This is a genomic window from Bradyrhizobium guangxiense, from assembly GCF_004114915.1.
Taxonomy (GTDB): Bacteria; Pseudomonadota; Alphaproteobacteria; order Rhizobiales; family Xanthobacteraceae; genus Bradyrhizobium; species Bradyrhizobium guangxiense.
On the sequence record NZ_CP022219.1, the window covers coordinates 1765255 to 1791875 of the forward strand.

Below are 26621 nucleotides of genomic sequence, written 5' to 3' on the forward strand. Positions count from 1 at the left end.
CGAAGCCGGCGCCATTTCAGGGAAACATTGATGACCGCTACTGCCCAGACGTTGCGTCCGCCGTCCCGTACCCTGATGTTTTTGGAGGGGCGCGCGATCCACGAGTTCGGCGCATTCCTCGGCGCGCTGCCGCTGCTGAGCCTCGCGCCGCGCGGCGATGGGCATCCGGTGCTGGTGCTGCCGGGCCTCGTGGCCTCCGATGCCTCTACGCGCGCGCTGCGAGCGTTTCTGACCAGCAAGGGTTATGCGGTGAGCGGTTGGCGCCAGGGTCGCAATTACGGCCTGCGCGAGGGCGTGCAGGATGCGATGGTGGACCTGGTCCGGGAGCTCAACGACACGCATGGCCGCAAGATCAGCCTGGTTGGCTGGAGTCTGGGCGGTCTCTATGCCCGTCAGCTCGCGAAGATGATGCCCGATCGGGTGCGTCAGGTGATTACGCTCGGTAGCCCGTTTGCGGGTGACCCGCGTTCGACCAACGCCTGGCGCGTCTATGAATGGGCAAGCGGCCGCAAGGCCGACGAGGTCGATCCGCGGTTTGGCGGTGAGCTCGCCGTCCCGCCGCCGGTGCCGACCACCGCCATCTTCAGCCGCACCGATGGCGTCTGCGCCTGGCAGGGCTGCATGGAGAAGACGGGGGGCCAGACCGAGAGCATCGAGGTCGAGAGCAGTCATTGCGGCATGGGCCACCATCCTGCGGTGGTCTACGCAGTCGCCGACCGGCTCGCACAGAAGGAAGGCCAGTGGCGCCCGTTCGACCGCAGCGGCTGGCGCAGCCTCGCCTATCCCGATCCGCATCGGTAGGTCTTCGCTTCTCCCCGCGTGCGGGGAGAAGGAGCGGTCGCTCCCGTCCATTGTCGCGCCCGCACCAAACGCGCTATGCCTCGCGCATGGCGCATCCGCTCTCTCGCATCATCGACCAGCTCAAGCGCGAACCGTCGCGCACCGGCTCCATCGTCATCACCGTGTTCGGCGATGCCATCGTGCCGCGCGGCGGTTCGGTGTGGCTCCGCACGCTGCTGGAATTCTTCGAAAGCCTGGACATCGACAGCGGCGTCGTCCGTACCGCGATGTCGCGCCTTGCGGCAGATGGCTGGCTCACACGGGAGAAGGTCGGTCGCAACAGTTTCTATCGGCTTTCCGACAAGGGACGCCAGACCTTCGAGGCCGCGACGCGGCACATCTACGATCCGCCGCCATCCGACTGGACCGGACGCTTCGAGCTGCTGCTGATCGGCAATGGCGAGGACCGCGACGCCTCGCGCGAGGCGCTGCGCAATGCCGGCTTCGGCAGCCCGCTGCCCGGTGTCTGGGTTGCGCCGTCGGGCGTGCCCATCCCGGACGAAGCTGCGGGCGCCATCCGACTCGAAGTTGCGGCAGAGGATGACAGCGGCCGCCGCCTGCTCAGCGCGAGCTGGCCGCTGGATCGCACCGCGGACGCCTATCTGAAATTCATGAAGACATTCGAGCCGATCCGTGCCGCGATCGCGCGCGGCACCGATCTGTCCGAGGCCGACGCCTTCACCGCTCGCATCCTCTTGATCCATCATTATCGCCGTGTCGTGCTGCGCGATCCGCTGCTGCCCGAGAGCCTGTTGCCGGCGGACTGGCCGGGCCGGGCGGCACGGGAGCTCTGCGGCGACATCTATCGCGCGCTGCTCGCTCCGTCCGAGCAGTGGCTTGACGGCCATGGAACCAATGAAAAAGGGCCGCTGCCGCCCGCGCGGAAGCTGCTGGAACGGAGGTTCGGTGCCTGACCATTACGTTACAGAAATATCTTGCATGAGGAAATTTTTGTTATATATTGCCTCCCAATAAATCGGGAGGACGCGCATGTATACTCAGGCGCTAAACACGGCCGAGACCGACGATCGCGGTCTGGAGGACGCTAGCCGAGCCGCGCAATTCCAGGCCCGCATCGATGCCGAGGAGCGCATCGAGCCGAACGACTGGATGCCGGCGGCCTATCGCAAGACGCTGACTCGCCAGATCTCCCAGCACGCCCATTCCGAAATCGTTGGCATGCTGCCGGAAGGCAACTGGATCACGCGCGCGCCGACGCTGCGCCGCAAGGCCGCGCTGCTGGCCAAGGTGCAGGACGAGTGTGGCCACGGCCTCTATCTCTACGCTGCCGCCGAGACACTCGGATCCTCGCGCGAGGAGCTGGTCGATGCCATGCTCGCCGGCAAAGCCAAGTACTCCTCGATTTTTAACTATCCGACGCTGACCTGGGCCGACATCGGCACGATCGGCTGGCTGGTCGACGGTGCCGCGATCATGAACCAGATCCCGCTGTGCCGCTGCTCCTATGGCCCCTATGCGCGCGCGATGATCAGGGTCTGCAAGGAAGAGTCGTTCCATCAGCGCCAGGGTTACGAGATCATGCTGACGCTGTGCCGCGGCTCCGACGAGCAGAAGGCGATGGCGCAGGATGCGCTGAACAGATGGTGGTGGCCGGTGCTGATGATGTTCGGCCCGCCCGATGCCACGAGCCAGCACAGCGACACCTCGACGAAGTGGAAGATCAAGCGCTTCTCCAATGATGAGCTGCGCCAGAAATTCGTCGATGCTACCGTGCCGCAGGCGCAATATCTCGGCCTCACGATTCCAGATCCCGGCATGATTCAGGATGCCGACGGGCACTGGCGCTACGGCGAGATCGACTGGGCCGAGTTCAAGCAGGTGCTCGCCGGAAACGGCCCGTGCAATCGCGACCGCATGGCCGCACGCCGCAAGGCGCATGAGAAGGGCGCATGGGTGCGCGAGGCGGCCGCAGCCTATGCGGCGAAGCGCGCGCAGCGTCAGACCGCGCAAGCCGCGGAATAGGGAGACCAAGATGGCCACGCCGAACACGCCGCTATGGGAAGTCTTCATTCGCAGCCGCAACGGGCTCGCGCACAAGCATGTCGGCTCGCTGCATGCGAGCGATGCCACCATGGCCCTGCAGGCCGCCCGCGACATCTACACTCGTCGCGGCGAGGGTCTGTCGATCTGGGTCGTGCCGTCGAGCGCGATCACGGCGAGCGATCCCGCCGAGAAGGCCATGATGTTCGAGCCGGCGGAATCGAAGATCTACCGGCATCCGACGTTCTATGAGGTGCCCGAAGAAGTGGGGCATATGTGATGGCGGTCGCCAACATCCAGGTCTGCGAAACGCCCCTGGTGCTCTTTACGCTGCGCCGCGCGGACGATGCGCTGATCCTCGGCCACAGGCTATCGGAATGGTGCGGGCACGCGCCGATGCTGGAGGAGGACATGGCGCTCTCCAACATCGCGCTTGATCTCATCGGCCAGGCCCGCGAGCTCTATAGCTACGCAGCCAAGGTCGAGGACAAGGACAACGACGAGGACAAGCTCGCTTACTTGCGCGACGTCAGACAGTACCGCAACCTGTTGCTGGTCGAGCAGCCGAATGGCGATTTTGCCCAGACGCTGGTGCGGCAGTTCTTCTATTCCGCGTTTGCCGACCTCTATTGGCGCGCCATGATGACCTCGCGCGACACGACGCTGGCGGCGATTGCGGCCAAGTCGGAGAAGGAGAGCGCCTATCATTTGCGCCACGCCTCGGAATGGCTCATCCGGCTCGGCGACGGCACCGACGAGAGCCATGCCCGCGCGCAAGCCGCGATCGATCAGCTCTGGGCCTTCACTGGCGAGATGTTTGCCGTCGACGACGGCGAGCGTGGCCTGATCCATGCCGGTATCGCCGTTGATCCCGGGCCAGTGCGCGGCCGCTGGCTGCAGACGATCTCCGATGTCGTCAGCGAAGCCACGCTGGTCCTGCCGCAGAACGACTGGATGCAGCAGGGCGGCCGTGCGGGCCGGCACAGTGAACATCTCGGCCATCTCCTGTCCGAGCTGCAATCGATGCAGCGCACCTTTCCGGGGTTGACATGGTGAGCGTGCTGGAGCGCGATAGCGAGCTGCGCCGGCGCGCCTGGGACGCTGCGGCGAGCGTGGTCGACCCGGAGATTCCGGTGCTGACCATTGCCGATCTCGGCGTGCTCCGCGATGTCGCCGTAGCCGGCGACCATGTCGAGGTCGCGATCACCCCGACCTATTCCGGTTGCCCGGCGATGAACATGATCGCGCTCGAAATCGAGCTGGCGCTGGAGCGTGCCGGTTTTCACCAGTCAACAGTCCACACCGTACTGTCGCCGGCCTGGACCACCGACTGGATGAGCGAGGAGGGTCGCCAAAAGCTGCGTGCCTACGGCATCGCGCCGCCGCAGGCTTCAAGCTCGCGCCGCGCGCTGTTCGGTGCGCAGGCCGTCACATGCCCGCAATGCGGCTCGGAGAACACCGAGCTGCTCTCCGAATTCGGCTCGACCTCCTGCAAGGCGCTGTGGCGCTGCAAGTCCTGCCGCGAACCTTTCGATTATTTCAAGTGCCATTGACCATGTCAGCCGCCGCACCCCGCTTCCACCGCCTGGCCGTCAACGACCTCCGCCGCGAGGCGATCGATGCCGTCTCGATGACCTTCGCGATTCCCGCCGAGCTCGCGCGCGACTACGCCTTTACGCCCGGCCAGTACCTCACGCTCCGCACCACGCTGGATGGAGAGGAGGTGCGCCGCTCATATTCGATCTGCTCGGGTCCGGACGACGGCGAGATCCGTATCGCCGTGAAGAAGGTCGACGGCGGCGCGTTTTCGAGCTGGGCGGCCGAGGATCTCAAATGCGGCGACGAGCTCGACGTGATGACGCCGACCGGCCGCTTCGGCGTGGTCCCACCGGCAGATCGCGCGCGCATTCATGTCGGCTTCGCCGCAGGTTCCGGCATCACGCCGATCCTGTCGATCGTCAAGGGGACGCTCGCGCGTGAGCCGGATGGCCGTTTCTTCCTGTTCTACGGCAACCGCACCACCGACAACATCATGTTCCTCGAAGCGCTGGAGGAGCTCAAGGACCGCTTTATCGATCGCCTCTCGATCTTCCACGTCATCTCCGGCGAGGAGCAGGATATTCCGATCCTGCATGGCCGGCTCGACGGCGCCAAGGTGAGGGTGCTGCTCCGCTCGCTGGTGCCGGCGGGAAGCGTCGATCACGTCTTCATCTGCGGCCCTTCAGGCATGAGCGAGGAGATCGAAGCGACTTGCCGTAACCTCGGGATTGCGGAAGATCGCATCCATGTCGAGCGCTTCGTCTCCGAATTTGGTGGCAAACCGCGGCCGAAGAAGCCGGTTGCTCCCGACGCCCCGCCGAAGGCAATCGCCTCGCTGATCATCGACGGCAAGCGGCGTGACGTCCCGGTCGCCGAGGACGAGGCGATCCTCGATGCCGCGCTGCGGGCCGGCGTCGATCTGCCCTTCGCCTGCAAGGGCGGCATGTGCTCGACCTGCCGCGCCAAGCTGGTCGAAGGCGAGGCGCCGATGGACATCAACTATTCGCTGGAGCCGTGGGAGTTGAAGGCGGGCTTCGTCCTGACCTGCCAGGCCAAGCCGTCGTCGGAGCGCGTCGTGGTCGATTATGACCATGTCTGAGCAGCCGCATCAGACGCCGGCGATGCAAATGCGTCGCATTATTTGACAGTTTTGGCCAACCAGCAGAACATCATGTGCAAGCATTTGACCGGGAGAGGCGCGTGAACCTCAAAGCCGCTTTGTCGCCTGAGAATGTTGCCCGCGCCTGCGCCGATGCGATGTGGGCCGAGGACGATGCCTCCAAGGGCCTCGGCATGGAGATCGTCGAGATCGGCCCGGGCTTCGCGACGCTCGCAATGACCGTGCGGCCGGACATGGTCAATGGCCAGCGCATTGCCCATGGCGGCTTCATCTTCACGCTCGCCGATTCCGCCTTTGCCTTCGCCTGCAACTCGCATAACGACCGCGTCGTTGCCGCGCAGGGACAGATCACGTTCATCAAGCCGGGCAGGCTCGGAGATCGCCTCGTCGCGAGGGCGCGGGAGGTCACGCGCGGTGGACGCTCCGGCATCTATGACGTGCGGGTCACCGCCGGCGACACCGTGATCGCGGAATTCCGCGGGCATTCGCGGGTCATTGCCGGAACTTGGCTGCCGACCCAGGAACCGCAAGACAAATAAAGACCAACATAAAAAGAAAACCGATGATGTGGGGAAGCCAAGATGAACCTGACGAGGCTGAAGCAAGGTGGCAGCGCCTATAGCCCCGAGATGGATGCGCATGAGCGCGCCTCGCGCGACGAGATCATGGCGCTGCAGAAGCAGCGGCTGGCCTGGTCGCTGAAGCACGCCTATGACAATGTCGGGCATTATCGCAAGTCCTTCGACGAGGCCGGTGTGCACCCGTCCGACTTTCGCGAGCTGTCCGATCTCGCGAAATTTCCGTTCACCGTGAAGACGGATTTGCGCGACAATTATCCCTTCAACATGTTCGCCGTGCCGCGCGAGAACCTGGTGCGCGTGCATGCCTCCTCCGGCACAACCGGCAAGCCGATCGTCGTTGGTTATACGCAACGAGATATCGACACATGGTCGGACGTGATGGCGCGCTCGATCCGCGCCGCCGGCGGCCGCACCGGCATGATCATCCACAATGCCTATGGCTACGGTCTCTTCACCGGCGGGCTTGGTGTCCACTATGGCGCCGAGAAGCTCGGTTGCACCGTGGTGCCGATCTCCGGCGGCATGACCGAGCGGCAGGGGCAGCTCATCAACGACTTCCGTCCCGACATCATCACGGTGACGCCGAGCTACATGCTGGCAATTCTCGACGAGTTCAAGCGCCAGAGGCTCGATCCGCGCCAGTGTTCGCTCAAGATCGGCATTTTCGGCGCCGAGCCCTGGACCAACGCGATGCGCGCCGAGATCGAGGAAGCCTTCGACATGGATGCGACCGACATTTACGGTCTCTCCGAGGTGATCGGCCCCCGGGTCGCGCAGGAATGCATCGAGACCAAGGATGGCCTTCATATCTGGGAGGACCATTTCTATCCCGAAGTGATCGACCCCGAGACAGGCGCAGTGCTGCCCGATGGCGAGAAGGGCGAGCTGGTCTTCACCTCGCTCACCAAGGAGGCCTTCCCGGTGATCCGCTATCGTACCCGCGACCTGACGCGGCTGCTGCCGGGCACGGCGCGGCCGGGCATGCGGCGCATGGAGAAAGTGACGGGCCGTTCCGACGACATGATCATCCTGCGCGGCGTCAACCTGTTCCCGACCCAGATCGAGGAGGTGCTGCTCGCGACCGACTGGTGCGGCGGGCACTTCATCCTGGAACTCACCCGCGAAGGTCGCATGGACGAGCTGACCATCATTGCCGAGGCGCGGTCGGAAAGCTGGGACGGAAGGGGTCTCGTCGACCATGCCGACCGGATCTCGACGCACATCAAGAATACGATCGGGATCAGCTCCAAGGTGCGGGTGGTGGCACCGGCGACGCTGGAACGCTCGCTCGGCAAGGCCAAGCGGCTCTACGACAAGCGGCCCAAGGATTGATCTCTCGCTCCTCATGGTGAGGAGGCGCCACCGGGGCCGCGAGGCGGTTGACTTGACCGGCCCCAAAGGCGACAAGGCCCGCGAGAAATCGCGGGTCTTTTTATGTCGTCAGTCGATGCCAAATCCGTCGAAGCGCGCTGCGTACGCCTCCGGGCCAAGGCGGAGAACGCCGCCGCGCTTGCGCCGGTGGTCGAACGCCACACGCTGACGCGCGGGCCGGACGATCTCCTGATCGAGGTGAAGGCTGCGGCCGTCAATCCCTCCGACGTGAAGGCTGCGACCGGGTTGATGCCCTATGCCGTGTTCCCGCGCACGCCGGGCCGCGATTATTCCGGCGTGGTCATCGACGGACCGGCCGGCACGGTCGGCCGCGAGGTGTTTGGCTCCTCCGGCGATCTCGGCATCCGCCGCGACGGCACCCACGCGAGCCATCTCGTGGTCGAGGCCGATGCCGTGGTTGAGAAGCCGAGCACGGTATCGTGGGAGGAGGCGGCCGGCATCGGTGTTCCCTTCGTCACCGCAATGGAAGGCTTTCGTCGCGCGGGTGTGCCGAAGAGCGGCGACACCGTGCTGGTGTTCGGCGTCAACGGCAAGGTCGGTCAGGCTGCGGTGCAGATCGCGACATGGCAGGGCGCGAACGTCATCGGCGTGGTACGCAAGGCCGAAGCTTACGAAGGCCACAGCAACGCGCCGATCGAGGTGATCGACGCCTCCGCGACGGACGTTGCCGCACGCGTGCGCGAATTGACCGGCGGCAAGGGCGCCGACATTGTCTTCAACACGGTGGGCGATCCCTATTTCCAGGCAGCGCACAAGTCGCTCGCGTTGCGCGGTCGCCAGATCCTGATTGCCGCGATCGACCGCATCGTGCAGTTCAACATTCTCGAATTCTATCGGGGCCAGCACACCTATGTCGGCATCGACACGCTCGGCCTGTCGTCGACAGCAACCGGCGCGGTGCTGCGGGACCTCGGCCCAGGCTTTGCGAGCGGCCGCCTGAAACCGTTTCCGATCAAGGCGAATGCCGTCTATCCGCTCGAGCGCGCCAGGGAGGCCTATGTCGCAGTCGCGGGCTCCTCGCGCGACCGGGTGATCCTCAAGCCGTGATCATGGAAGCGTCCGCGCAACTCGTCGTCCTCGCCGGTCTCGGCATCGGTCTTGTCTACGGCGCCGTGGGCCTGCTCAGCGGCTTCTGCCTGATGAGCAGCATGCGCGGCTGGCTGACCGAGGGGGACGGGCGGCTGGTGCGGACCTATGCGCTGGCGATCGCGACTGCGATCGCCGCAAGCCAGTGTCTTGCCGGTAATGGCACGATCGATCTCGGCAAGTCGATCTACCTGCAACCATCATTCTCGGCGCCGGTGCTGTTCCTGGGCGGCCTGCTCTTCGGCTACGGCATGGTGCTGTCGAACGGCTGCGGCTCCCGCGCGCTGGTGCTGCTCGGCCGCGGCAATCTCCGCTCCTTCGTCGTCGTGATCGTGCTTGCCATCGCCGCGCAGATGACGCTCAAGGGCCTGATCGCGCCGGCGCGCATTGCGCTGGTCCAGGCCTCGCAGGTCACGGTCACTGCAAATTCGCTGCCGTCCTTGCTGGCGACGCTCGGTCTCCCGGAGGCGTTTTCGCGCGTGCTCGCTGCCGTCATGGTCGTCGTCGCGTTGATCCTGTTTGCTTTCGCGCATCCGGCGTTCCGCCGTTCGCCCGGCCAGATCGCCGCGGGCATCATCGTGGGCCTCCTCGTCGCCGGCGGCTGGTACGTAACCGGTTATCTCGGCGCCGACGACTTCAATCCCATCCCGGTGACCTCGCTCACCTTCATCGCGCCGATCGCCGATAGCCTGCAATACGTCATGCTCTCGACCGGCCTGACGCTGAACTTCGGCATCGCGACGGTTGCCGGCGTCTTCGCCGGAAGTCTGGTGACGGCACTCGCAACTGGCCGCTTCAAGCTCGAAGGCTATTCGTCGCCACGCCACATGCTGCGCTCAGGTACCGGTGCCGCGCTGATGGGGATCGGCGGCGTGATGGCGTTCGGCTGCTCGATCGGGCAGGGGCTCACCGGCGTCTCCACCCTCGCGCTGGGCTCGTTCGTCGCGGTTGCCGGAATTCTGCTCGGAACCACGGCGGGCCTGCGCGGACGCTTGCGGGTTCAGCCTCTCGCTGTGGCCTGAGTTCGCAGCAAGCGGTCGCCTAGCGTCGCAAGGGCGATGCCGCTGATGATCAGCCCGGCCGCAACGGCGAGACTGACGTCGATGGGCTCGCCGAGCAGGATCGCGGCGCTGGCGATGCCGACGAGCGGCGTTCCCGTGGTGCCGAGTGCCGTCGTCAGCGCCGAGATGCTCTTGTTGACCATCGACATCGCCCAATAGGCCAGCGCCGTCCCGATCAGGCCGGAGTACACAAACAGCAGGACGAGCCTCCATGACCATTCCGCGTGCGGCAGGCCGTCCGTCACCAGCGCCGACCCTGTCAGCACGATCGTCGCGACGAGCACCTGCCAGATCAGGAGCTGGAGCGGCGACGCGATCCAGCGGTGCGCGCGGATATAGATGATGTTGGCCGCCCACGAGATCGCAGCCAGGATGACCATGCCGGCGCCGAGCACGACGTTCGCATTGGTCCAGTCGATCGAGGACGGGTTCAGGATCACGGCAAGGCCGATCAATCCAAGCAGGGCGCCGGCGAGCTTTGCCACGGTCAGCGTATCCTTCCCCAGCAAAGGAGCGGCGATGGCGACCCAGAGCGGCGTGGTGTAGCCCAGCACGATGGCCTTGCTCGCGGGCAGGAAGCGCACACCGGCCGCAACCAGGACCGAGAACAACGTCATGTGCAGCAGCGCCACGCTCAGGACCACCGGAATGTCGCGCCGCTCCGGGATCACCAGGTTGTTGCTGAGCCCGAGGATCACGAACAATCCGGCCAGCGCGATCCAGCTGCGGATCGCCGAAGTCCAAAGCGGCGGAAGAAACTGGACGAGCTGTTTCGTCACCGACCAGTTCACGCCCCAGGCCAGCACAACGATGAGGAACAGGCCGACGGCTGCGCGAGGGGAAAGGGCGTTCATTGCGATGATCCTTGAAACAGTCCAGCGCCGCGGATAGCATCCCGTCTGGCACCTGAAAAAGTGCCAGATTTGAGAAGAATGAAATGCCAGTTTCCGAGAGCATGATCGCGGGCCTGATCGACCTCGATCGCGCCGGCGACGAGGGGTTGACGGCGCGGCTGACCGGTCAGCTCCGAAGCCTGATTGCGAGCGGTCGCCTCGGTAAGGGCCATGTGCTGCCGTCGAGCCGCCGGCTCGCGCGCGATCTTGGCGTGTCCCGCAACACCGTCACCTACGCGTTCGAGCAGCTCGCCGCGGAGGGTTATCTGGCTGCATCGCACGGGCGGCGCGCGGTGGTGACCGTCGACGGTGCGGAGCGGCTCGATGCGGCGGAGGCGGCTACACCGCGTCCGCGCTCCGGTCAGCCGCGGCTCTCGCCCTGGGCTTCACAGCTCAAGCAGACGGACTGGCCGATGTCCTATCTGGCACCGCTCAAGCCGTTGCGTCCGGGCCATTGCGACGCAAGAGAATTTCCATACGAGATCTGGGGACGTTGCCTGCGCCGGACCGCCGTAGGGGCAGCCAAGCGCGAGCTCGGCCCGGTCAACCGGCCGCGCTTGTGCGCGGCGCTGGCGCATTACCTCGCGACCAACAGAGGCGTTCGCGCCGGCGCGGAGCAGATCCTGATCCTGCCGAGCGCGCAGGCTGCGCTCACCTTGATTGCGGCTGCCGTCATCACGCCGGGCGATGAGGTCTGGGTCGAGGACCCCGGCTATCCCGGTGCCGCAGCCGCCTTCCGTGCCTCCGGTGCGCGCGTCACCGGCATCGGTCTGGACGAACAGGGGATGCAGCGGGTTGCGGGCCTGGCGCCGCCAACGCTGATCTTCATGACGCCTTCGCACCAGCATCCGACCGGGCGACTCATGTCACTCGCCCGTCGCACCGAATTTCTGAAGCTGAGCAGGCCCGGCAAGACCTGGATCGTGGAGGACGACTATGACGGCGAATTCCACTACGACAGCCGGCCGGTGCCGGCGTTGCAGGGGTTGGATGTCCACGGCCGCGTGTTCTACGTCGGCACCTTCTCCAAGGCGATGACGCCGGACATCCGGCTCGGCTATCTCGTCGCGCCCCCGGCATTGGTGAGCACGCTGGAGATCGCGCAGCGGCATATCGGGCTGATCGCCGCCAGCCCTGTCCAGGAAGCCCTGGCTGAGTTCATTGCCGACGGGCATTTCCTCGCACATCTGCGGCGGATGCGCCGGCTCTCTCACGCGCGGCGCGATCATCTCGTCGGGGGGCTGCAGCGCCATCTCGGCGACGTGCTCTCGGTCGAGGTTCCCTCGGGCGGCATCCAGCTCGTGGCGCGTCTCAAGCGCGGCCGCGCCGATCAGGCGGTGGCGAAGCGACTCGTTGAGGCGGGCGTTGTCACGCGCGCCATATCCAGCCTGGCGCTCGGCCAGCCGCGTGATCACGGCCTGCTGCTCGGCTTCGCGGCGTGGCGCGAGAGCGAGATCAGCGCGGCATTGCGGACGATGGCCTCGTGCTTCTAAAGCATAATCCGGACCCGAAGGGCCGCGTTAGCGCAAAGTGCGAAGTGGTTTTCCGGGAAGATCGTGCTCAAACAATAACGCTTCAATCCACGGCCTTCGTCACGATCCGGATCTCCGATGTCAGCGTGCGGTGCACCGGACACTTGTCGGCGATCTCCATCAGCTTCCTGCGCTGTTCGGCGTCGAGCGCGCCGTCGATCGCGATGTCGCGCTCGATCTGGTCGAGCATACCTTCGCGCGTCTCGCACTCCGCGCAGTCCTTGGCGTAGATCTTGGAATGTTTCAGCGTGACCGTGACGCGGTCGAGCGGCAGCGACTTGCGGTCGGCGTAGAGGCGCATGGTCATGGACGTGCAGGCGCCTAGGCCAGCGAGCAGGAAGTCGTAGGGCCCAGGGCCGGCATCCTCGCCACCGGCCGCAACAGGCTCGTCCGCGACAAGCCGATGGGGGCCGACGGTGATGATCTGGTTGAATTTGCTCTTGCGCGTCTCCTGGACCACGACCTTCCGCGGCTCCTCCGGAAGATCCATCACTCTCGCAGGTTTTGCCGTGTCGATGTAGCGGCTGGCCCAGGCCGCGATCACGTCGGCCGCGTAGAGCGCGTCGGCCGGCTTGGTCAGCAGATGATCCGCATGGTCGAGCGAGACGAAGCTCTTGGGGTGCCTGGCCGCAACGAAGATCTTGGTCGCGTTGTCGATGCCGACGGTGTCGTCGACAGGCGAGTGCATCACCAGCAGCGCCTTGTGCAGACCGGTGACATCCTTCATCAGCTCGTGCTCGGCGATATCGTCGAGGAATTCGCGCCTGATGCGGAACGGGCGCCCCGCCAGCGTGACCTCGACCTCGCCCTGCGCGCGGATGTTCTCGATATGCTCCTTGAAGAGACCGGTCACGTGTGCCGGATCAGATGGCGCCGCGATGGTCACGACTGCGCTGGCTTCCGGGATCTTTCCGGCGGCGGCCAGGATCGCGGCGCCGCCGAGGCTGTGGCCGATCAGGATCGACGGCGCCTTGCGGGCGCTGCGCAGATGATCGGCCGCGCGGACGAGATCGGCAACGTTGGAGGAGAAGGTCGAATTGGCAAAATCGCCTTCGCTCGAGCCGAGCCCGGTGAAGTCGAAGCGCAGCACCGCGATGCCCTTGGCGGCGAGCGCCACCGAGATGCGCTTGGCCGCCAGCGTATCCTTGCCGCAGGTGAAGCAGTGCGCAAACAGCGCGAAAGCGGCGGGATCGCCGTCGGGCAGCTCGAGTGCGGCCGAAAGCTGGTGACCGCCTTCGCCGGTGAATTGAAAGCGTTCCGTCGGCATGGGCTTCCCCCGTTCTTGCTCGAATTCTAATCGTCCGAATAGCGCTGCTCGGCCCAGGGGTCGCCGCGGTTATGATAGCCGCGGACTTCCCAGAAGCCCGGCGCGTCCTCGATCAGGAATTCGATGGCCTGGAGCCATTTCGCGCTCTTCCAGAAATAGAGATGCGGCACCACCAGGCGCACTGGGCCGCCATGCTCTTCCGTCAGCGGCTGGCCAGACCAGCTATGGGCGAGCAGCGCATCCTCGGCGGCAAAGTCTTCCAGCGCGAGGTTGGTGGTGTAGCCGTCATAGGAATGCAGCACCACGAAGCGCGCATCCTCGTGCGGCTGGCAGGCTGCGAGCAGGTCGCGCGTGGCGAGCCCCTCCCATTCATTGTCGTAGCGCGACCAGGTCGTCACGCAATGAATGTCGGAAATGAACCGGGCCTGCTTTTGCGCGGCGAACTCCGCAAAGGTCCAGAACACGGGGGTCTCGACCGCGCCGTAGACGTCCAGTCGCCAACGCTCGCGCGACACCGGCGGCGTGACCCCGAGATCGAGCACCGGCCAGTCCTTGGTAAGATGCTGGCCCGGCGGCAGGCGCTGGTCTTCCGGGCGCGTGATCTTGCCGGTGAGGAAGCGGCCTTCGCGCGCCCATTTCTCCTTGGTGCGGGTCAGCTTGCTATCGGGCGGCTCATTGTCGTCGGGCATTGGCTACTCGTGGCGGTGCATCGCGGAAGCGTGCTTGGTGTCGCGCATGGTGGAATAGATGATCAGCGACAGGCAGATGATGCCACTGAGATAGAAGTAGAACCAGTCTTCGTGCCCGATGCTCTTGAAATAGAGCGCGATCGCCGGTGCCGTGCCGCCGAAGATCGAAACCGTGATGGCATAGGGCAGGCCAACGCCGAGCGCGCGGACATTGGTCGGGAACAGCTCGGCCTTCACCACCGCATTGATCGAGGTGTAGCCGGCGACGAACAGCCAGGCGGCGCAGATCAGGATGAAGGCGATGAAGGGCGACTTGGTCTCCTTCAGCGTCATCAACAGCGGAACCGTCGCAAGCGTGCCGGCGACACCGAAGAAGATCAGGAGCGGCTTACGTCCGATCTTGTCCGAGATGGCACCATAGATCGGCTGCAGGATGGTCGCGAAGATCAAGGTGCCGAAGATGACCAGCGTGGTCTGGTCTTCCGTCAAGCCCACCGACAGCTTGACGAAGGTCTGCATGTAGGTGGTGAAGGTGTAGAACGCCGCGGTGCCGCCGGCGGTGAGCCCGACCACCAGCAGGAGCTCGCGCGGATAGCGCAGCAGGTTGGTGATCGAGCCGGTGGGCTTCACCACCTTCTTGGCCTCCTCGAACGCCTCAGTCTCGTGCAAGCCGCGCCGCATCACGGCAGCCACGATCGCGAGCATCGCGCCGATCGCGAACGGGATGCGCCAGCCCCAGGCTTTCAGCTCCTCTGGCGTGAGGAACACCTTCTGCAGGAGTAGCAGCACGATGATCGCGGTGAGCTGGCCCCCGATCAGCGTCACGTACTGAAAGCTGGAATAGAAGCCGCGGTGCCTGGGGTCGGCGACCTCGCTGAGATAGGTCGCGCTGGCGCCATATTCGCCGCCGAGGCTCAGGCCCTCGATGATGCGGGCGACCGCCAAGATCACCGGCGCGGCAAAGCCGATCGTGGCATAAGTCGGCGTCAGCGCGATGATCAGCGAGCCGAAGCACATGAAGACGACCGACAGGGTCAGCGAGATGCGTCGGCCGAAATGGTCGGCGAGGTAGCCGAAGAACCAGCCGCCCAAGGGCCGCATCAGGAAGGTCGCCGCGAAAACGACGGCGACGTTCAATTGCTGGACGACGGGGTCGTTGCCTGGAAAGAAGGCTGGCGCGAAATAGAGCGCGAATGCCGTGTAGGCGTAGAAATCGTACCACTCGACGAGATTGCCGATGGAGCCGATGAAGATCGCCTTGATCCGCCGCTTGGCGTCGGCGAGGTCGATGTTGTCAGAGGCCGGTTGGGTTGTTAGCTCAGTCACGTCCGGCCTCTCCACTGTCTGGAAAGGCCTACATCGCCTTTCCGAGCAGAAATGGCAACTGGCGGGGGCCTCGCACCGTGCCCTGCGACCAGGTCACCGTGCCTGCCGGATCGAGCCGGAAGTCCGGAATGCGTGTCAGCCATTCCTCCAGCGCAACCTGCATCTCCATGCGCGCGAGGTTGGAACCGACGCAGCGATGGATGCCGAGACCGAAGGCGGCGTGGCGATTTTCGCGCCGGTCGATCACGACTTTGTCAGCATCCGGAAACACCTTGGGATCGCGATTGGCGGCCGGGAAGGACAACAGCACCATGTTGCCCGCCTTGACCGGGCAGCCCGAGATTGTCGTCTCCTTGACTACCTCGCGCGCCATCGTCACCGGCGAATAGGCACGCAGCAGTTCCTCCACCGCGGTCGGGATCAGCGCGGGCTCGGCGATCAGACGCTCGCGATCGGCCGGCGTCTTTGCGAGATGCCACAGCGAGGAACCGATCGCGCTCCAGGTGGTGTCGATGCCCGCAATCAGCAGCAGGCGCAGCGAGCCCAGCACGTGGGACTCTTCCAGCGGCTGGCCCTCCTTGTCCTTGGCGTTCATCAGGTAGGAAATCAGATCGTCGGTGGGCCTCGATCTGCGCTCTTCGATGTGGGTCCTGAAATAGGCGCTCATCTCCTGCACGGCCTGGACCAGCTTGGTCTCGTCCTTGATGCCGAGCTCGAGGATCATGTGAATCCAGTTGATGAAGAGATCGCTGTCGCTCTCGGGAATGCCGAGCATATGCGCGATGGCTCGCACCGGGATGTACTTGCTGTAGCGCCCTGCGGCGTCGACCTTGCCGTCGGCGATGAACCCGTCGATCAGCTCGTTGCAGATCGCGCGCATCCGCGGTTCCAGCTTCTTCATCGCATCCGGCGTGAACGGCGGCAGCAGCAGCTGCTTGGCCGGCTTATGCACGGGCGGGTCCGAGGGGATCGGCGGGGGTGCGTTCCTGGCGATCTCCGGCCGCACGTCGCGGACGATGATGCGGCGCGAGGAGAAATGCTCGGTGTCGTTGGCTATTTCGCGAACGGCCTCATAGGTCGTCGGCATGTAGCAGCCGAGGAAGCGCTCGGTGTGCACGACTGGGCTTGCGGCGCGCAGCTCATCCCAGATCGGGAACGGGTCTTCCGTCCACTGCGGATCGGTGTGGTCGAAATCGTTGACCCAGTCGATGACGGGCGGGTGGGCGACAGGCTGGCTGACGTCGGACATGTCGGGGGAATCCTCGGGCTGGTGGTCGAATAGCGCACGCGGGCGGGGGAAGGCCGCGCTACTCCTCGATCACATCGATTGCGATTTCCGGGCAGTTGGATTTGGCGAGCCAGGCCTTGTCTTCGAGCCCGGGCGGGACCGTGCCGTCGCCGGCTTCGTGCGCGTTGCCAAATTCGTCGAGCTCGAAAAGCTCCGGCGCGAGTGCCTTGCAGCGCGCGTGGCCCTGGCATTTGTCGGGATCGACGTGAACCCTCAGTCGCTCTGTCATGGCGGCATCCTTGGTCGTATGCGCGCGTGGCCCCGCAGGGCGGCGCGTTCCTCATGTCAATCTTATCCGCGGCATTTACCGCGGGCTTTAAGTTATATGCTATTACATTCGCGGCAGGCTTTCCCTGTCAAGCGCAAACTTATAGGCTTGGCCATAACATGCGCTCCCAACTCGCCCGCAAGCCCGACAACACCTATCATCATGGCGATCTCCGCGACGCCTTGATCAAGGCCGCGCTGCGCGAAGCGGAGCAGGGCGGTGCCGAGGCGATCAGCATCAAGGCACTGGCGAAGCAGCTCGGCGTCTCGCAGCCGGCGCCGTATCGGCACTTTGCCGATCGCGAGGCGCTGCTTGCGGCGGTGACGGCGGAGGCGTTTCGCCAGCTCAGCGCAATGCTGCGCGAGGCAATGGCAAAGCCATCGAAGCAATCAAAGCTGTCGCGGCTGGCTCAGGCGACCCTGGATTTCGGTCTGCGCCGCAACGGCATCTACCGCCTGATGTTCGCCTCGCGCACCGTCTCATGCGCGGCCAAAGGCAGCGAGCTGCACGAGGCCACGCGCGAGACGTTTGCGCTCGTGATCGAAGCGCTGGAAGCGCCCGCGGTCGGCTATTTGCGCGAGCGGCAAGCGCTCAAGATCTGGGCGGCGCTGCACGGCGTCGTGATGCTGGCCGAGCAGGGTCTGTTCACCGGCGAAGCGGCCCATGCCACGCGCGAGGAACTGGTCGAGGATTTCGTCCGCGAGACGAAGGCCGCGCTCGCGGTCGCGATCAAGGACGCGCGGCGCCGGAAGACGACCGCTCTCTAAGCTTTCGCCCCCAGCAGCGTCATCAGCTTGTCGACGGCGCTGTCAGGCGTGGTCACCACGGGACGGCCGGTGGCTTCCGCGACCAGTGGTGCCGTCGCTGCGATGCTGAACTGCGCCAGCGCGATGACGTCGCAATGGCGCAGGTCCTTCGACGCTTCGACGATCAGCCGGTCGTGCGTGACACGGTCGCCGCGGTCGAGCGCCGCCAGCGCGCCCTCGGCAAGTTTCGGCACGACCTGGACCGCGGCGGGAAACTCCGGCGGCATCGACACCAGGGTCGGCGGGAAGGTGGACAGCAGGCCGATGCGCCTGCCCATCGTCACCGCGCGCTCGATCATCGCCTCGTTCGGCTTGAGCACGGGCATTGGCGCATGCGCGCGCGCGACCGCCTCGATACAGGGGCCGAAGGCCGAGCAGGTGAACAGAATCCCATTCGCCCCGGTCGCCGCCGCATAATCGCCGAGCGCGAGGAAGCGCTCGGTCATGGCCTCGTTGAGCGCGCCGTCGCGGGCCAGATCCGCCGACAGGCTGTCGTCGAGCAGATTCATCAGCCGCGCCTCCGGCCACGCGGTCGCGAACGCTGCCTCGATCGGCGCGATGGAGTGCTTGAGGGCGTGGATCAGCGCGATGCGCGGGGGCGTCGTCATTGAAGGTGACTACCTGACAGGTCTCGTGCCCTGGACGCCGCTACGCGTCCGGGACACTGGAGACATCTACTTGAACGGCACCGCGTACATCAAGCCGCCCTTGCTCCAGAGACCGTTGAGGCCGCGATCGAGCTTGAGCGGGCTCGCCTTGCCGACGTTGCGCTCGTAGATCTCGCCGTAATTGCCGGTGGCCTTGATCGCGGTCACCAGCCATTTGTTGTCGAGCCCGAGTCGCGAGCCGAGATCGCCGGAGGCACCTAACAGGCGCTGGATCGCGGGTGTCTGCGACTTCGTCATCTCCTCGACATTGGCTTGCGTGACGCCGAGCTCCTCGGCCTCGATCAGGCCGTAATGCAGCCAGGTGATGATGTCGCTCCAGACCTCGTCGCCGTTGCGGGTGAAGGGGCCGAGCGGCTCCTTGCTGATGGTCTGCGGCAGCACGACGTAATCGGCTGGGTTCGGCGCCGCGGTGGTGACCGCGCCGGCGAGCGCGGAGGCGTCCTGGGTCATCGCATCGCAGCGGCCGCCGAAGAAGGTCTGGTACATGGTGTCGACGCGGTCGAACACCAACGGCTTCCAGTCGATGCCGTTGGCGCGGCCGTAATCGCCGAGCGTAACCTCGTGCGTGGTGCCCTGAGCCACGCAGACGGTGGCGCCCTTGAGATCCTTGATGTCCTTTACGCCGAGATCCTTCTTCACGACGAAACCCTGGCCGTCGTAGAAGTTGATCGGACCCTGCCGCAGGCCAAGGGTCACGCCGCGCAGATAGGTCTGCGTCGAGTTGCGGTAGAGCACGTCGATCTCGCCCGATTGCAGGGCCGTGAAGCGGTTCTGTGCGGTCAAAGAGACGTAACGCACCTTGCTAGCATCGCCCAGCACGCCGGCGGCGAGTGCGCGGCAATAGTCGACGTCAAGACCTTTGTAATTGCCTTGCGAGTCCGGCGCGGAGAAACCGGCAAAGCCGGCACTGACGCCGCACACCAGCGTGCCGCGGCTCTTCACCGTGTCGAGCGTCGCGGCGGATGCGACAATTGTCGATGCGGCGAGCACACTCGCCGCGATAACCACTTTCCTCATCATGCTACTCCCCTCAGTGATTGACACTACGCAACACGTTGTCGACGGCCGCGCCGAGCTTGTCGACGATCAGGTCGATTTCGTCGGCGGAGGCGATGTAGGGCGGCGCCAGCAGCACATGGTCGCCGCGCGCGCCGTCCACGGTGCCGCCGCCGGGATAGCAGCCGAGCCCATTGGCGAATGCTTCGGCCTTGACCTTCTGGTTCAGCTTGAGCGCGGGATCGAACGAGCTGCGGCTGGCGCGATCAGCCACCAGCTCGATCGCCCAGAACAGGCCGCGGCCCCTGATGTCGCCGACATGGCGGTGATTGCCGAAGCGCTCGGTCAGCCGCTGTTCGAGCTGCCGGCCGCGCTCCTTGACCTGCGCGAGCAGACCGTCTTCGCGAATGACGTCCTGCACTGCGAGCGCGGCCGCGCAGGCGAGGGGATGTGCGAGATAAGTGTGGCCATGCTGGAACGCGCCGGAGCCGGCGCGGATGGTGTCGATGATCCCGCCGCTCGCGAGCATCGCTCCGATTGGCTGATAGCCGCCGCCAAGCCCCTTCGCGATGGCCTGGATATCAGGCGCGACGCCTTCCTGCTCCCAGGCGTGCGTGGTGCCGGTGCGGCCCATGCCGCACATGACCTCGTCGAGGATGAGCAGCGCGCCGTGGCGGTCGCAGATCTCGCGCACCGCCCTGAAATAGCCGTCTGGTGCCGTCACGGCGCCGGCGGTGGCGCCGACGACCGGCTCGGCAAGGAAGGCCGCAACGGGATCAGGGCAAAGCCGCTGGAATTCGGATTCCAGCTCGGCCGCCAGCCGCGCCACGAACTGCGCATCCGACTCGCCGTCGCGCTTCTCGTGATAGGCAAAGGCCGGCGTCACGTGACTGAAGGCGCCGGAAAGCAGCGGCGCATAAGGCGCGCGTCGCCAGGCATTGCCGCCGGCGGCGAGCGCACCCAGCGTGTTGCCGTGGTAGCTCTGTCGCCGCGCGATGAAATGCTGCCGCTGTGGCTCGCCGCGCTCGATGAAATATTGCCGCGCGAGCTTGATGCTGGCTTCGATCGCTTCCGCCCCGCCGCTGACGAAATAGGCATAAGCGAGGCCGCCGGGCTCGTGCCCGACCAGCGTCTCGGCGAGGGCTTCGGCGGGCTCTGACGAGAAGAACGCGGTGTGGGCATAGGCCAGCGTCGAGGCCTGCTTTGCCAACGCCGCGATCACGCGGGGATGCTGATGGCCGAGGCAGGAGACCGCCGCGCCACCGGATGCGTCGAGCACGCGCCGTCCGTCCTCTGCGAACAGATAGACGCCTTCGCCGCCGATCGCCTTGGGCGGGGTCTCGCGCAACGAGCGGTGCAGCACGCGGCTGGTGCGAGCGGCCATGGGTCAACCTCTCTCTGAAACGTAGGTGGAGGCTGCGGCAAGTCGCGCCTCGGTATTCTCCAGGCGCTTCTTCGCGGCGGCGCCGCCGAGCGAGAACGTCACTGCAGCCAGCGACTGCGCGATCGCGATCGCGCCGGTGAGGCTCGGGAAGAAGCCGGGAGAGGAGGCCGCCTCGAACAGCAGCACGTGGTCGGCGCCCTCGGCCATCGGTGCCGAAGCGCTATCTGCGATCGCGATCAGCGTCGCGCCGGCGCGATAGGCGGCCTGCGCGACGCCGACGCTCGCATGGGTATAGGGCAGGAAGCCGATGACGACGACGGCTTCGCCGGGCCTGATAGCGCCGAGGTCGAGATCGTCGGGGCCGGACGTTCCGACCAGTCGCACCTGCTCGGGGCGGAATAGCCGCAGCTCATAGTTCAGCAGCTCCGCAACGCTGCGACAGCTACGATAGCCCGCGATCCAGATCCGCTTGGCCTCGTGCAGCGCACGGGCCGCCTCCGCGATCGGCTGGGCCGGGATCCGCGGAAGACCGGCGGCCTCGGCCTCGAGCTTGTCGCTGACGAGCGCGACATCGGCGTTCGGGCCGGGCCTGCGGCTTCTGGCGCGGCCGGAGAAGGGCGAGGGCTGCGACGGTCGCCGCGCCTCGGTCAGCGCCGCGCGCAATTCGTCCCAGCCAGAATAGCCGATCGCCTTGGCGAGCCGCGTGAACGCGGCGGGATCGGCGCCGGCTTCCGCCGCGAGGTCGCGCATCGAACGGGTGGTGGCGTCGTAATCATTGGCGGCGACGAAGCGTCCGACTTCCTGCAGACGCATCGGCAGCGAAGGCAATGCGATGCGCAGTTCGCTCAGCGGCGAGGATTTCGCGGGCTCGGCCATGAAACATTTGTTGCATGAATTTGATATTGGTGCAACAGTTGACGTGCGCTGCCGGAAATCGTCGCTTCTAAGAAGGATTTTTGCGCTGTGACCACGGACGCTCGGAGACCGCCGCCGCGCCGCCTGTTCGGCACATGGGGACGCCGTGAGCTGCAAGGCCTGTTCTGGCAGGTGCTGGTGGTGGGGATCGCAGTCGCGGTCGTTGGCTTCCTCTGGTCCAACACCGTCACCAACCTCTCGGCTCGCCGCATCACGACCGGCTTTGCCTTCCTCGGCCGCGAGGCCGGCATGCCGATCGCCGACAGCCTGCTGGCCTATAATCCGAGAGACACGTATCTCTGGGCCTTCATTGTCGGCGTCGCCAACACACTGCGCGTTGCCGTGATCGGCATCGTGCTCGCGACCATCCTGGGCACGCTGATCGGTATCTCGCGGCTGTCGGCCAACTGGCTGCTGTCACGCCTTGCCGCGGTTTATGTCGAAACCCTCCGCGACATCCCACTGCTGCTTCAACTCCTGTTCTGGTACGTGCTGATGCAGGCACTGCCGGCCGCGCGCGCGGCATGGCGGCCGTTCGAGGGCGTGTTCCTGTCCAACCGCGGCCTGATCTTGCCGGCGATCCCGGTCGGTACGCCGCAGCTCTGGATGCTCGGCACGGCAGTGCTCGGGCTCGTCGTGTTCTACGCCATCCGGCGATGGCTGATCGCGCAGCAGATGCGCGACGGCAGGCCGAGGGTAACCTGGCCCTTTGCTGTTGGCCTCATCCTCGCGCTGCCCGCGACGGTGTCCGTGCTGCTGGGCGTGTCCTGGACAATCGAATGGCCGCAGCTGCGCGGTTTCAATTTCGTCGGCGGGCTGACGCTCGCCCCGGAATATTTCGCGCTGCTCATTGCGCTCGTCACTTACACCTCGGCCTTCATTGCCGAGATCGTGCGCAGCGGCATCCAGTCCGTGCCGCGCGGGCAATGGGATGCTGCTAACGCGCTCGGGCTGCGCCGCAGTTTCATGCTGCGCCAGATCATCCTGCCGCAGGCGCTGCGCGTGATCGTGCCGCCGATGACGAGCCAGTATCTCAACCTGACCAAGAATTCCTCGCTCGCAGTGGCGATCGGCTACCAGGACGTGGTCTCGATTGCCAACACCACGCTGAACCAGACCGGGCAGGCGATCGAAGCCATTGCGCTGATCATGGCGGTGTTCCTGACGATCAGCCTTTCCATCAGCTTCTTCATGAACTGGTACAATGCGCGCATTGCGCTGGTGGAGCGCTGAGCATGACCGTCATCGCCGATATTCCCGAGGCACCGCGCGCTGCACGCCGCCCGCAGGCCGGCAATCCGGTGCTGCGCTGGCTGCGCGCCAATTTGTTCTCGTCGATCCCGAACGGCATCCTTACGGTCGTGCTGCTGGCATTGCTCGCCAAGGGCATCTTCAGCTTCGTGCAATGGGGCATCACCAATGCGGTGTGGTTGACGCCGGCGACCGATTCCAGCGCCTGCCGCGCGTTGCGTGGCGTCGGCGCCTGCTGGGCCATCATTCCCGAAAAGTACCGCTTCATCCTGTTCGGCACCTATCCGTTCGACGAGCAGTGGCGGCCGGCGCTGTCGGTGCTGCTGTTCATCGCGTTGTTCTATCTGTCGACCCGTCGCGCCCTGTGGCGGCGCGAGCTCGTCTTCCTCTGGATCGGGGTGCTCGCGCTGATCAGCGTGCTGATGTGGGGCGGGGTGCTGGGGCTCTCCTTCGTCTCGCAGGACCGATGGGGCGGACTCCCGGTCACGCTGATCCTCGCGACGTTCGGATTGGCATTCGGCTTCCCGCTCGGCATCCTCGTAGCGCTCGGCCGGCGCTCGAAGCTGCCGGCGATCCGCTCGCTCAGCGTGCTCTATGTCGAGCTGATCCGCGGCGTGCCGCTGGTGAGCCTGTTGTTCATGGCGAGCGTGATGTTTCCGCTGTTCATGCCGAGCGGATTCAACATCGACAAGCTGCTGCGCGCGCAGATCGCGATCATCCTGTTCGCGGGCGCCTATCTCGCCGAGGTCATCCGCGGCGGCCTTCAGGCCGTGCCGCGGGGTCAATACGAAGCCGCCGATGCGCTCGGGCTGTCCTACTGGCGCAAGAATCGCCTGATCATCCTGCCGCAGGCGATCCGCCACGTCATCCCGCCGCTGGTCAACACTTTCATCGCCTTCTTCAAGGACACCAGCCTCGTCCTCATCATCGGCATCTTCGATCTGCTGACGACGGCGAAGACCGCGATCATCGATCCGGCGTGGCAGCAATTTTCTGTCGAGGTCTACATTTTCGTCGCCGCGATCTATTTCGTCTTCTGCTTCGCGATGTCGCGCTACAGCCGCAGTCTTGAGGCGACGAGTCGAAGGTGATCTTCCTTGTGGGAGAAGGTGGCGCGAAGCGCCGGATGAGGGGTTCTATCGTCGAATTCAGACGGTGAGGGAGTCCCTCGTGGAGAGATCCCCCTCCCCCGTCTCGCCGCTTTGCGGCGAGCCACCCTCTCCCACAAGGGGAGAGGGCGCTACGGAGCGCGCGGTGTAGAGTGGTTACTTCTTCACCCTCGGATCGATCGGCGTCGTTCCGCGCAGGCCCAGAATATCCTCCAGTACCTTCGCGCCGGCGATCGCCTGTGCGTCGGCGCGCGGGGCACCGACGACCTGCACGCCGACCGGCAGGCCGGACGCCGTGAAGCCGCAGGGCAGCGACAGCGACGGGCAGCAGGCGAGCGTGATGGCGTAGACGATGCCGAGCCATTCGATATAGTTCTCGAACCGCTCGCCGGCACATTCGGCGACATAGCGGTGCTCGATCGGGAAGGGCGGCACGATCGTGGTGGGCGTCAGCAGCAGATCGTAGGTCTTGAAGAACTCGACCGCGCGGGCGGTCATGCTGACGCGCTGCGCCTCGGCGCGCGCGAGCTGCTCGACGCTCAGCTTGAGACCTTCCTCGATGTTCCAGATCACCTCCGGCTTGAGCAGGTCGCGCTTGGTGCGCAGCAGATTGGCCTTGGTGATCGCGAAGTCGAAGGCGCGCAGCACGTGGAAACATTCATGCGCCTCGCGCCAGTCCGGATGCGCCTCCTCGACGATGGCGCCGGCTTCCGCGAAACGCTCGGCGGCCTTGCGCGTGATCGCCTTCACTTCGGGATCGACCGGAGTGATGCCGAGATCGGGCGAATAGGCGATGCGCTTCGGCTTCTTGCCTGCTTGCGCCGCTGACAGGAACGAGGTCGCAGGAGCGGGTAGTGACAGCGGATCGTCCGCATAGTCGCCGCTCATGGCATCCAGCAGCAGAGCGAGATCCTCGACGTTACGCGCCATCGGGCCCACGACGCCGAGATTGCGATCGATCCCCGATTTGGGGGTATGTGCCACGCGGCCGATGCTCGGCCGCATGCCGACAACGCCGCAGAACGCCGCCGGGCTGCGCAAGCTGCCGCCCATGTCGGAGCCCTGCGCCAGCCAGGCCATGCCGGTCGCCAGCGCCACTGCGGCGCCGCCGGACGAGCCCGCTGCCGATTTCGTCGTATCCCAGGGGTTGAGCGTCGCGCCGAACACCTCGTTGAAGGTGTTGGCGCCGGCACCGAATTCCGGCGTGTTGGACTTGGCGTAGACCACTCCACCGTTGGCCTCGAGGTTCTCGACCATGAGGTCGGACTTCGCCGGGATGTTGTCCTTGAAGATCGGCGAGCCCTGCGTGTTAAGGACGCCCGCAACGTCGGTGAGGTCCTTGATCGGCACCGGCAGGCCTGCGAGCAGTCCGCGCGCACCGGCCGGCTTCTGCATCATTGCTTTCGCATTGGTCCGCGCGCGTTCGAAGCACAGTATTGGCAGCGCGTTCACCTTGCCGTCGACCTCCGTGACGCGCTTCTCCAGCACATCGAGCACTTCGAGCGGCGAAACGTCGCCGGAGCGCAGCTTGTCGACGACGGCGCAAGCGGTTTCGCGGATCAGATCGGACAACTCTCTAACTCCCCATTGTAGCATTCGTCATTCCGGGGCGATGCGCAGCATCGAACCCGGAATCTCGAGATTCCGGGTTCGCCCTTCGGGCGCCCCGGAATGACTGCGCCTTGGCGCGATAGCAACGAGCCACTCAACCCCACCCGGCGCTGATGCCGCCGTCGACCGTATAGATCACACCCGACGTATACCCGGCGCGGTCCGAGGCCAGGAACGCCATGAGGTCGCCAATCTCGCGCGCATGCGCGGGACGACCGAGCGGCAGGCTTTTCTGGAATTCCTTGTAGCGGCTCTCATCGCCGAACTGGTGCTTGGCCCGCGTCTTGAGCAGGGTGACGTGGCGGTCGGTGCCGACGGGGCCCGGATTGATGCCGACCACGCGGATGTTGTCGGCAAGACTTCCCCCGAGCGCGCGGGTGAAGGCCATTAGCGCGGCATTGCCGGCACTGCCGCAGATGTAGTTGGCGTCGAATTTCTCGCCGGCTGCGCCGATGTCGTTGATGATGACGCCGCCACCCTTCGCTTTCATCTGGGCGTAGATGTACCGCGTCAGGTTGATATAGCCGAACACCTTCAATTCCCAGGCGTGTCGCCAGGCCGCCTCGTCGATCTTGTCGATCGAGCCGCCGGGGATGTCGCCGGCATTGTTGACGAGGATGTCGATGTCGGCGGCTTCCTTGGCGAGCCGCGCCACGTCCTGTTCCTTGCGCAGGTCGACAATGCTTGTCGTGGCGTCGATCTGGTGCGCGGTGCGCAGGCGATCCGCCAACGCCTTGAGCTGGTCGCCGCTGCGGGCGGCGAGCAGCAGATGTGCGCCTTCCTCGGCAAACGCCTCGGCCGCGGCAGCGCCAATACCCTTGGACGCGCCCGTGATCAGGACGCGCTTGCCACGCAGATGCAGATCCATGACGGGTACTCGCAGGACAGGAACAGGATAAAATCAGTAGGCGCTCGGCCGCGCCATCGTCAACATTGCAGTGCAGCGTTGCACTGCCGCCGCGTTTGGTCCATTGCAGTGCGGTCAAAAAGGCGGCGGC

Annotated in this window: 27 protein-coding genes; 15 read left to right on the top strand and 12 right to left on the bottom strand. The window is 65.4% G+C overall.

Going from position 1 to position 26621, the window contains the following annotated elements; translation table 11 throughout:
- Window positions 1-30 precede the first annotated feature (30 nt).
- From X268_RS08340 to X268_RS08390, 11 genes are all read left to right on the top strand, one after another.
- Window positions 31-801, top strand: coding sequence for an esterase/lipase family protein (locus X268_RS08340; protein WP_128924484.1), 771 nt, complete (start codon window positions 31-33; stop codon window positions 799-801).
- A gap of 86 nt (window positions 802-887) precedes the next feature.
- Window positions 888-1754 (top strand): phenylacetic acid degradation operon negative regulatory protein PaaX, encoded by an 867-nt coding sequence (gene paaX, locus X268_RS08345; RefSeq protein WP_128924485.1) that lies wholly within the window; start codon window positions 888-890, stop codon window positions 1752-1754.
- Window positions 1755-1830: 76 nt separating this feature from the next.
- Window positions 1831-2823 (top strand): 1,2-phenylacetyl-CoA epoxidase subunit PaaA, encoded by a 993-nt coding sequence (gene paaA, locus X268_RS08350; protein WP_128924486.1) that lies wholly within the window; start codon window positions 1831-1833, stop codon window positions 2821-2823.
- A gap of 10 nt (window positions 2824-2833) precedes the next feature.
- Window positions 2834-3121, top strand: a complete 288-nt coding sequence (paaB, locus tag X268_RS08355) for a 1,2-phenylacetyl-CoA epoxidase subunit PaaB (RefSeq protein WP_063196222.1) — start codon at window positions 2834-2836, stop codon at window positions 3119-3121.
- Entirely contained in the window at window positions 3121-3897 is a 777-nt protein-coding gene (paaC, locus tag X268_RS08360) for a 1,2-phenylacetyl-CoA epoxidase subunit PaaC (RefSeq protein ID WP_164937613.1), read from the top strand. Before paaB ends, paaC begins: the two co-directional genes overlap by 1 nt.
- A complete protein-coding gene (gene paaD, locus X268_RS08365) occupies window positions 3891-4394 on the top strand; it encodes a 1,2-phenylacetyl-CoA epoxidase subunit PaaD (RefSeq protein ID WP_128924488.1) in 504 nt (167 codons plus the stop codon). Before paaC ends, paaD begins: the two co-directional genes overlap by 7 nt.
- Before the next feature lie 2 nt (window positions 4395-4396).
- Window positions 4397-5479 carry a 1,2-phenylacetyl-CoA epoxidase subunit PaaE gene (gene paaE, locus X268_RS08370; protein ID WP_128924489.1) on the top strand — a complete coding sequence of 361 codons (1083 nt, stop codon included), beginning with the start codon at window positions 4397-4399 and terminating at the stop codon, window positions 5477-5479.
- Window positions 5480-5580: 101 nt separating this feature from the next.
- Entirely contained in the window at window positions 5581-6039 is a 459-nt protein-coding gene (gene paaI / locus X268_RS08375) for a hydroxyphenylacetyl-CoA thioesterase PaaI (protein WP_164937614.1), read from the top strand.
- A gap of 42 nt (window positions 6040-6081) precedes the next feature.
- Window positions 6082-7413, top strand: coding sequence for a phenylacetate--CoA ligase PaaK (gene paaK / locus X268_RS08380; protein ID WP_128924491.1), 1332 nt, complete (start codon window positions 6082-6084; stop codon window positions 7411-7413).
- A gap of 102 nt (window positions 7414-7515) precedes the next feature.
- Complete coding sequence (locus X268_RS08385) at window positions 7516-8520, top strand: quinone oxidoreductase family protein (RefSeq protein ID WP_128924492.1); 1005 nt, start codon at window positions 7516-7518, stop codon at window positions 8518-8520.
- Window positions 8521-8522: 2 nt separating this feature from the next.
- Complete coding sequence (locus X268_RS08390; RefSeq protein WP_164937615.1) at window positions 8523-9581, top strand: YeeE/YedE family protein; 1059 nt, start codon at window positions 8523-8525, stop codon at window positions 9579-9581.
- Here X268_RS08390 and X268_RS08395 read toward each other — a convergent pair.
- Window positions 9560-10474, bottom strand: coding sequence for a DMT family transporter (locus X268_RS08395; protein ID WP_128924494.1), 915 nt, complete (start codon window positions 10472-10474; stop codon window positions 9560-9562). The genes X268_RS08390 and X268_RS08395 overlap by 22 nt on opposite strands.
- A gap of 83 nt (window positions 10475-10557) precedes the next feature.
- Between X268_RS08395 and pdxR the strand changes: the two genes are divergently transcribed.
- Window positions 10558-12006, top strand: a complete 1449-nt coding sequence (pdxR, locus tag X268_RS08400) for a MocR-like pyridoxine biosynthesis transcription factor PdxR (protein WP_128924495.1) — start codon at window positions 10558-10560, stop codon at window positions 12004-12006.
- Window positions 12007-12088: 82 nt separating this feature from the next.
- On the opposite strand, the gene X268_RS08405 is transcribed toward pdxR, so the two are convergent.
- The 5 genes from X268_RS08405 to X268_RS08425 are packed head-to-tail and all read right to left on the bottom strand — an operon-like array spanning window position 12089 to window position 16844.
- Window positions 12089-13312 (bottom strand): bifunctional alpha/beta hydrolase/OsmC family protein, encoded by a 1224-nt coding sequence (locus tag X268_RS08405; protein ID WP_128924496.1) that lies wholly within the window; start codon window positions 13310-13312, stop codon window positions 12089-12091.
- Between the two features lie 26 nt (window positions 13313-13338).
- On the bottom strand, window positions 13339-14001 hold the full coding sequence (locus X268_RS08410; RefSeq protein WP_128924497.1) for a sulfite oxidase-like oxidoreductase: 663 nt from the start codon (window positions 13999-14001) through the stop codon (window positions 13339-13341).
- Between the two features lie 3 nt (window positions 14002-14004).
- Window positions 14005-15327 (bottom strand): MFS transporter, encoded by a 1323-nt coding sequence (locus tag X268_RS08415; protein ID WP_128924498.1) that lies wholly within the window; start codon window positions 15325-15327, stop codon window positions 14005-14007.
- Between the two features lie 28 nt (window positions 15328-15355).
- Entirely contained in the window at window positions 15356-16576 is a 1221-nt protein-coding gene (locus tag X268_RS08420; RefSeq protein WP_128924499.1) for a cytochrome P450, read from the bottom strand.
- 58 nt (window positions 16577-16634) lie between these two features.
- Complete coding sequence (locus tag X268_RS08425; protein ID WP_100181354.1) at window positions 16635-16844, bottom strand: ferredoxin; 210 nt, start codon at window positions 16842-16844, stop codon at window positions 16635-16637.
- Window positions 16845-17002: 158 nt separating this feature from the next.
- Between X268_RS08425 and X268_RS08430 the strand changes: the two genes are divergently transcribed.
- The gene (locus X268_RS08430; protein ID WP_128924500.1) at window positions 17003-17650 is read left to right on the top strand and encodes a TetR/AcrR family transcriptional regulator; all 648 of its coding nucleotides are present in this window, start codon (window positions 17003-17005) and stop codon (window positions 17648-17650) included.
- Here the strand turns inward: X268_RS08430 and X268_RS08435 are convergent.
- From X268_RS08435 to X268_RS08450, 4 genes are all read right to left on the bottom strand, one after another.
- A complete protein-coding gene (locus X268_RS08435; RefSeq protein WP_128924501.1) occupies window positions 17647-18297 on the bottom strand; it encodes an aspartate/glutamate racemase family protein in 651 nt (216 codons plus the stop codon). The genes X268_RS08430 and X268_RS08435 overlap by 4 nt on opposite strands.
- A 66-nt stretch (window positions 18298-18363) precedes the next feature.
- Complete coding sequence (locus X268_RS08440; protein ID WP_128924502.1) at window positions 18364-19377, bottom strand: amino acid ABC transporter substrate-binding protein; 1014 nt, start codon at window positions 19375-19377, stop codon at window positions 18364-18366.
- 10 nt (window positions 19378-19387) lie between these two features.
- Entirely contained in the window at window positions 19388-20737 is a 1350-nt protein-coding gene (locus X268_RS08445) for an aspartate aminotransferase family protein (protein ID WP_128924503.1), read from the bottom strand.
- Between the two features lie 3 nt (window positions 20738-20740).
- Window positions 20741-21613, bottom strand: a complete 873-nt coding sequence (locus X268_RS08450; protein ID WP_128924504.1) for a MurR/RpiR family transcriptional regulator — start codon at window positions 21611-21613, stop codon at window positions 20741-20743.
- An 87-nt stretch (window positions 21614-21700) separates the two neighbouring features.
- On the opposite strand from X268_RS08450, the gene X268_RS08455 reads away from it, so the two are divergent.
- Together X268_RS08455 and X268_RS08460 are read left to right on the top strand one after the other, a co-directional pair.
- Window positions 21701-22885, top strand: a complete 1185-nt coding sequence (locus X268_RS08455; RefSeq protein WP_128924505.1) for an amino acid ABC transporter permease — start codon at window positions 21701-21703, stop codon at window positions 22883-22885.
- A gap of 2 nt (window positions 22886-22887) precedes the next feature.
- Window positions 22888-23994, top strand: coding sequence for an amino acid ABC transporter permease (locus tag X268_RS08460; RefSeq protein WP_128924506.1), 1107 nt, complete (start codon window positions 22888-22890; stop codon window positions 23992-23994).
- A gap of 174 nt (window positions 23995-24168) precedes the next feature.
- Here X268_RS08460 and X268_RS08465 read toward each other — a convergent pair whose 3' ends face one another.
- Window positions 24169-25584, bottom strand: coding sequence for an amidase (locus X268_RS08465; protein ID WP_245477815.1), 1416 nt, complete (start codon window positions 25582-25584; stop codon window positions 24169-24171).
- Window positions 25585-25717: 133 nt separating this feature from the next.
- On the bottom strand, window positions 25718-26491 hold the full coding sequence (locus X268_RS08470) for an SDR family oxidoreductase (RefSeq protein ID WP_128924508.1): 774 nt from the start codon (window positions 26489-26491) through the stop codon (window positions 25718-25720).
- Window positions 26492-26621: the final 130 nt, after the last annotated feature.